We start from the raw sequence: 4,512 nt of genomic DNA, 5'->3' as shown, positions 1-4,512 counted from the left end.
CATCAACCTCGTGTAGAGGGCAGCATCGCTTCGCGGTCGGCGTGTCGCCATCTTTCTGTTCAGACTAACGGCATGTGACGGTTGTCGTCTGCAGTGCTCGGGCCGGCCGGTGTCGCGGCCAGGGCGCGTAGCTCCTTCGCCGCGAGACCCGCGGCCCGGTGGGAGTTCACCCGTTCGAAAGTTCCCCCTGCCGCTCGAAACGAAACGGGTTTTCGCATGGTGGCCCTCGGGTACCCGCCGTGAACAGAAAGGAAGTCCCATGTGCCCGCCCGATGATCCGAAGTATGACGACCTGAACCCCTCCCGAGTGCCCGCGGAGTCCGGCCGTCTGACTACCCAGCAGGGGGTGCGCATCGGTCACACCGACGATGCGATCACGGTGGGTGAGAGGGGCCCAACGCTCCTGGAGGACTTCCATCTGCGGGAGAAGGTCACCCACTTTGACCACGAGCGCATTCCCGAACGTGTCGTGCACGCGCGCGGGGCGGGTGCCTACGGTGAGTTCCGACCATACGACGGCTGGCTCGGTGAGTACACGACAGCGCAGTTTCTCCGCGATCCGTCGATCGCGACTCCCGTCTTCGTGCGGTTCTCCACCGTGGTCGGCTCGCGCGGCTCCGCGGACACGGTGCGGGACGTGCGCGGTTTCGCCACCAAGTTCTATACCGGGCAGGGCAACTATGACCTCGTGGGGAACAACTTTCCCGTCTTTTTCATCCAGGACGGCATCAAGTTCCCGGATCTGATCCACGCGGTGAAGCCCGAACCGGACAACGAGATCCCGCAGGCTCAGTCCGCGCACGACACGTTTTGGGATTTCGTTTCGTTGCAGCCGGAGACCCTGCACGCGGTGATGTGGCTGATGTCGGATCGCGCCCTCCCACGCAGCTACCGGATGATGCAGGGGTTCGGGGTGCATACCTTCCGGTTGATCGACGACGATGGTCGAGGCACTTTCGTCAAGTTTCACTGGAAGCCTGCGCTCGGGACCCACTCGCTGGTCTGGGACGAATGCCAGCTCATCGCGGGCCGTGACCCCGACTTCAACCGGCGCGATCTGTGGGAGGCCATCGAGGCGGGTCAGTATCCGGAGTGGGAACTCGGAGTTCAGCTCGTCGCCGAATCGGACGAGCACGCCTTCGATTTCGACCTGCTCGACGCGACCAAGATCATCCCCGAGGAGCAGGTACCGGTCCGGCCGGTCGGTCGAATGGTGCTCAACCGCAATCCGGACAACTTCTTCGCGGAAACCGAGCAGGTGGCGTTCCACACCGCCAACGTGGTGCCGGGCATCGACTTCACCAATGATCCGCTGCTGCAGGCCCGCAACTTCAGCTACCTGGACACCCAACTGATCCGGTTGGGAGGTCCGAACTTCGCTCAGCTCCCGGTGAACCGGCCGCTCGCCGAGGTCCGCACCAACCAGCGAGACGGCTACGGGCAGCACCAGATCCCGCAGGGTCGCAGCGCCTACACGAAGAACAGTCTGGGTGCGGGGTGTCCTGCGTTGGCCGACGAGGGGGCCTTCCGGCATCGGGCCGAGAAGGTGGAGGGCCACAAGATCCGTGCCCGCAGCGACAGCTTCCGCGACTTCTACAGTCAGCCGCGGCTGTTCTGGAATTCCATGTCCCCGATCGAGCAGGAGCACATCGTCGCCGCATTCGGCTTCGAGCTCGGCAAGGTCCGCAACGGCGAGGTCCGCAACCGGGTGCTGTCGCAATTGAATCTCATCTGCCACCCGCTGGCCGCCCGGGTCGCGCCCCAGCTCGGGCTTCCCTGCCCCTCCCACGATCTCCTTCTTGGCAACGGGGCCAGATCGCCGGCACTGTCCCAGATCGGTCAGGAACCATCGGGCATCGTGAGCAGGAGGGTGGCGGTCCTGGTCGCGGAGGGTGTGGATGTGACCGGCGTCGAGCGCCTGACCGAGTGGCTGAGCGAGCGCGGTGCGGTCGTCGAGATCATCGGTCCCGCCGAGGGGGTCGTGCCGGGCGGCTCCGGCGGTGAGCTGATCATCGACCGCGCCCTCCCGACCACGGCCTCCGTGCTCTTCGATGGAGTCGTGGTCCCTTGTGGCCCCGCGGCCGTCGCGGCCCTCCTCGAGAGCCGCGCAGCCGTCCGGTTCGTCGCCGAGGCCTACGATCACGCCAAGCCGCTCGCGGGGTTCGGGTCCGGGCTCCGCCTGCTGCTCGCCGCTGGGGTGCGCGAGCCGATCGCCGAGGAATCGGATGTGGTCACGGCATCCGGCGTGGTGACATCGGCCGCGGCCTCGGATGCGCTGCCCACCCGGCTGTTCACCGACTTCGGGGACGCGCTTGCCTGCCATCGGGCGTGGGACCGCACGTCGGACCCGGTGGCGGCGGAGACGGGGGGTCCTTCCTAGCCGAGATTCCGGCGCGCGGCCGCGGCGGCCTCGCGGTATTCATCGCGATGGGTCAGCAGGTGCGCGTCGAGCCGCGCATGGTCCTCGAGTCCCGGGATGGTGCAGTCGGTCTCGTGGGGGTACCCGTTGCGCGCCAGCCAGGAATTGACCTCGGCCCACGCCCAGGTCTCCCCCGGGACCAGCGTGACCGGCAGCGGGAACGGATCGTGTTGGTGCCGCTGCCCTGTCACCCAGAGCGCGACGGCCTGCCTGGTGCAGCGGGCCCGCTCGGCGATCATCCGGCGATTCACGAGGTCGGGCTGCGTTCGTTCCGCGGCGACACCGCGCTCGGCAAGGGCCTCGGCGAGATTCATGCCCGCGACGGCGCGTCGGTACGCGGCGCCGACCACGGTGACGACATTGAGGTGCCCGTGAACGGTCACCGTGGCGCCGAGGTCGTCGCGGATCCGATTCTCCACGGAGGCCGGCAACAGGGGGGTGATGAACGAGTACCGATAGCTGTTCTCCTCGTGGTCCACCCGGCGAGCGTAACTGCTGGTCCAACGCCGTGTTGACATTCGTCAACACGGCGTTGGGGCGTGGCGGCCGTCTCGTCCGCGCGGTGCCAGTAACCTAATGATCACTCGGTAATCAAGGAGAAGGCATGACCGTCAGTCTGTCCCGCATCACGATCTCGCGCGGCGAGCTGTCCCTTTTCGAGGCGACGCCCGAAGCGGGCTCGGAGGTCAAGGGCACCGTCGTCATGGTTCCCGGCTTCACCGGCTCCCGGGAGGACTTCCTCCCGATGGCGCCGTTCGTCACCGCCGAGGGCTACCGGCTGATCTCGTACTCCCAGCTCGGCCAGTACGACTCGGACGGACCGGACGGCCCCGAGGCGGTCGGCGAGTACACGATCGCCAAGTTCGCGCTTGACCTCGCCGAGGTGCTCGACCAGGTTGCGCCAGGCGAGAAGGTTCACCTCCTCGGCCACAGCTTCGGTGGCCTCGTCACCAGGGCGGCTGTGCTGAACGACCCGAAGCGATTCCTGGACTACGTGATCCTCGACTCGCCGCCGAGTGGTCAGAACCTGGGCGGCGCCATGGACATGGGCCCGATCCCGGAGCTGCTGTGGGCGGGCGGCAACGAGGCCTTGTGGCAAGCCATGTTCGGCACCTTCGAGGACATCTTCCCTGCACCGGTCAAGGAGTTCCTGCACAACCGGATCATGGTGACCAAGACCGCGAACATCGCCGGGATCGCCCTTACCATGGGCACCGAGCCGGACCGTGTCGGGGAGCTGTCCGCGACCGGCGTGCCGATCCTCGTCGTCGCAGGCGAGCACGACGTCATTCCGGTGGACATCCAGGCCGACGCCGCGGCGCGCCTCGGCGTGAAACTCGAGATCATCGCGGGGGCCGCTCACACGCCGAACGAGGAGAAGCCCGAGGAGCTCACGAAGGTGCTCGTCGAATTCTGGGGCGGGGCAGCCTGAGCGCGGATCGCTTTCATGCGGCGGTGAGCGCGAACACCCGCAGGGAGCGGGTCGTGCGGTGTTCGTACCCATGGTAAGTCGAGAACATGTCCTTGAACGCCTGGAAGATTCGCGTCCGTTCGGGCTCGGCGAGGAGAGTCGCCGTGACAGGGATGGCCTTGCCGCCTGTGGCCACTGTCGCGCTCGGGTCGGCGAGCAGATTGCCGGACCAGGCGGGATGGTTCGCTTGGCCGTAGTTGCTGCCGACCACGAAGATCTGGCTGCCCTCGCGGTAGTACACCAGAGGGATCGTTTTCGGCTCCCCCTTCCTGCGCCCGGTGGTGGTCAGCAGCATCAACGGCGTGGCGAACGGACCGAAGACCGTGTACCGACCGGCGCTCCGCTTCAGCAGCCACCGATCGATGGGCACGAGCTTGCGGTTCGCCCATGCGCCCGCCCGAGTCGAGAGAAAGGCGAGGCCCGGTTTCCGCAAAAGTCTGTTCTCGGTGCCCACCGGATATCGGGAAACGGTGAATCGGCCATGAACAAGTTGACTCGCACGGTTCCGATGGTGTCAACAGTTGATGCGTCTCGGCATTGTTGACACCTGCCGGGCGCGAGTACGACGCTCGACTCCATCGTTCGCTCATCCAGTGCCAGGTCCCCCCAGATCAACGCGTCA

General features: G+C 66.5%; 4 protein-coding genes. 2 read left to right on the top strand and 2 right to left on the bottom strand.

Annotated features, from left to right (window positions below; translation table 11 throughout):
- The first annotated feature begins 259 nt into the window (after positions 1 to 259).
- On the top strand, positions 260 to 2,380 hold the full coding sequence (locus tag JOE46_RS04975; RefSeq protein ID WP_209926468.1) for a catalase: 2,121 nt from the start codon (positions 260 to 262) through the stop codon (positions 2,378 to 2,380).
- On the opposite strand, the gene JOE46_RS04970 is transcribed toward JOE46_RS04975, so the two are convergent.
- Complete coding sequence (locus JOE46_RS04970; RefSeq protein ID WP_097209689.1) at positions 2,377 to 2,898, bottom strand: hypothetical protein; 522 nt, start codon at positions 2,896 to 2,898, stop codon at positions 2,377 to 2,379. The two genes, JOE46_RS04975 and JOE46_RS04970, sit on opposite strands and share 4 nt — an antisense overlap.
- A 125-nt stretch (positions 2,899 to 3,023) precedes the next feature.
- On the opposite strand from JOE46_RS04970, the gene JOE46_RS04965 reads away from it, so the two are divergent.
- Positions 3,024 to 3,851 carry an alpha/beta fold hydrolase gene (locus JOE46_RS04965; RefSeq protein WP_097209690.1) on the top strand — a complete coding sequence of 276 codons (828 nt, stop codon included), beginning with the start codon at positions 3,024 to 3,026 and terminating at the stop codon, positions 3,849 to 3,851.
- A gap of 13 nt (positions 3,852 to 3,864) precedes the next feature.
- Here JOE46_RS04965 and JOE46_RS26275 read toward each other — a convergent pair whose 3' ends face one another.
- Complete coding sequence (locus JOE46_RS26275) at positions 3,865 to 4,344, bottom strand: nitroreductase/quinone reductase family protein (protein ID WP_269590329.1); 480 nt, start codon at positions 4,342 to 4,344, stop codon at positions 3,865 to 3,867.
- Positions 4,345 to 4,512 lie beyond the last annotated feature (168 nt).

This window comes from Rhodococcus sp. PvR099 (assembly GCF_017833315.1).
GTDB classification, from domain to species: domain Bacteria; phylum Actinomycetota; class Actinomycetes; order Mycobacteriales; family Mycobacteriaceae; genus Rhodococcus_G; species Rhodococcus_G oryzae.
Note: the sequence above shows the minus strand (reverse complement) of the source record. Positions and strands in the feature narration are given on the sequence as shown.

What these genes read in the sequence shown, in the direction of transcription:
- JOE46_RS04975 (WP_209926468.1), top strand. Translation starts at nt 260, where the DNA reads ATGTGCCCGCCCGATGATCCGAAGTATGACGACCTGAACCCCTCCCGA.
- JOE46_RS04965 (WP_097209690.1), top strand. Translation starts at nt 3,024, where the DNA reads ATGACCGTCAGTCTGTCCCGCATCACGATCTCGCGCGGCGAGCTGTCC.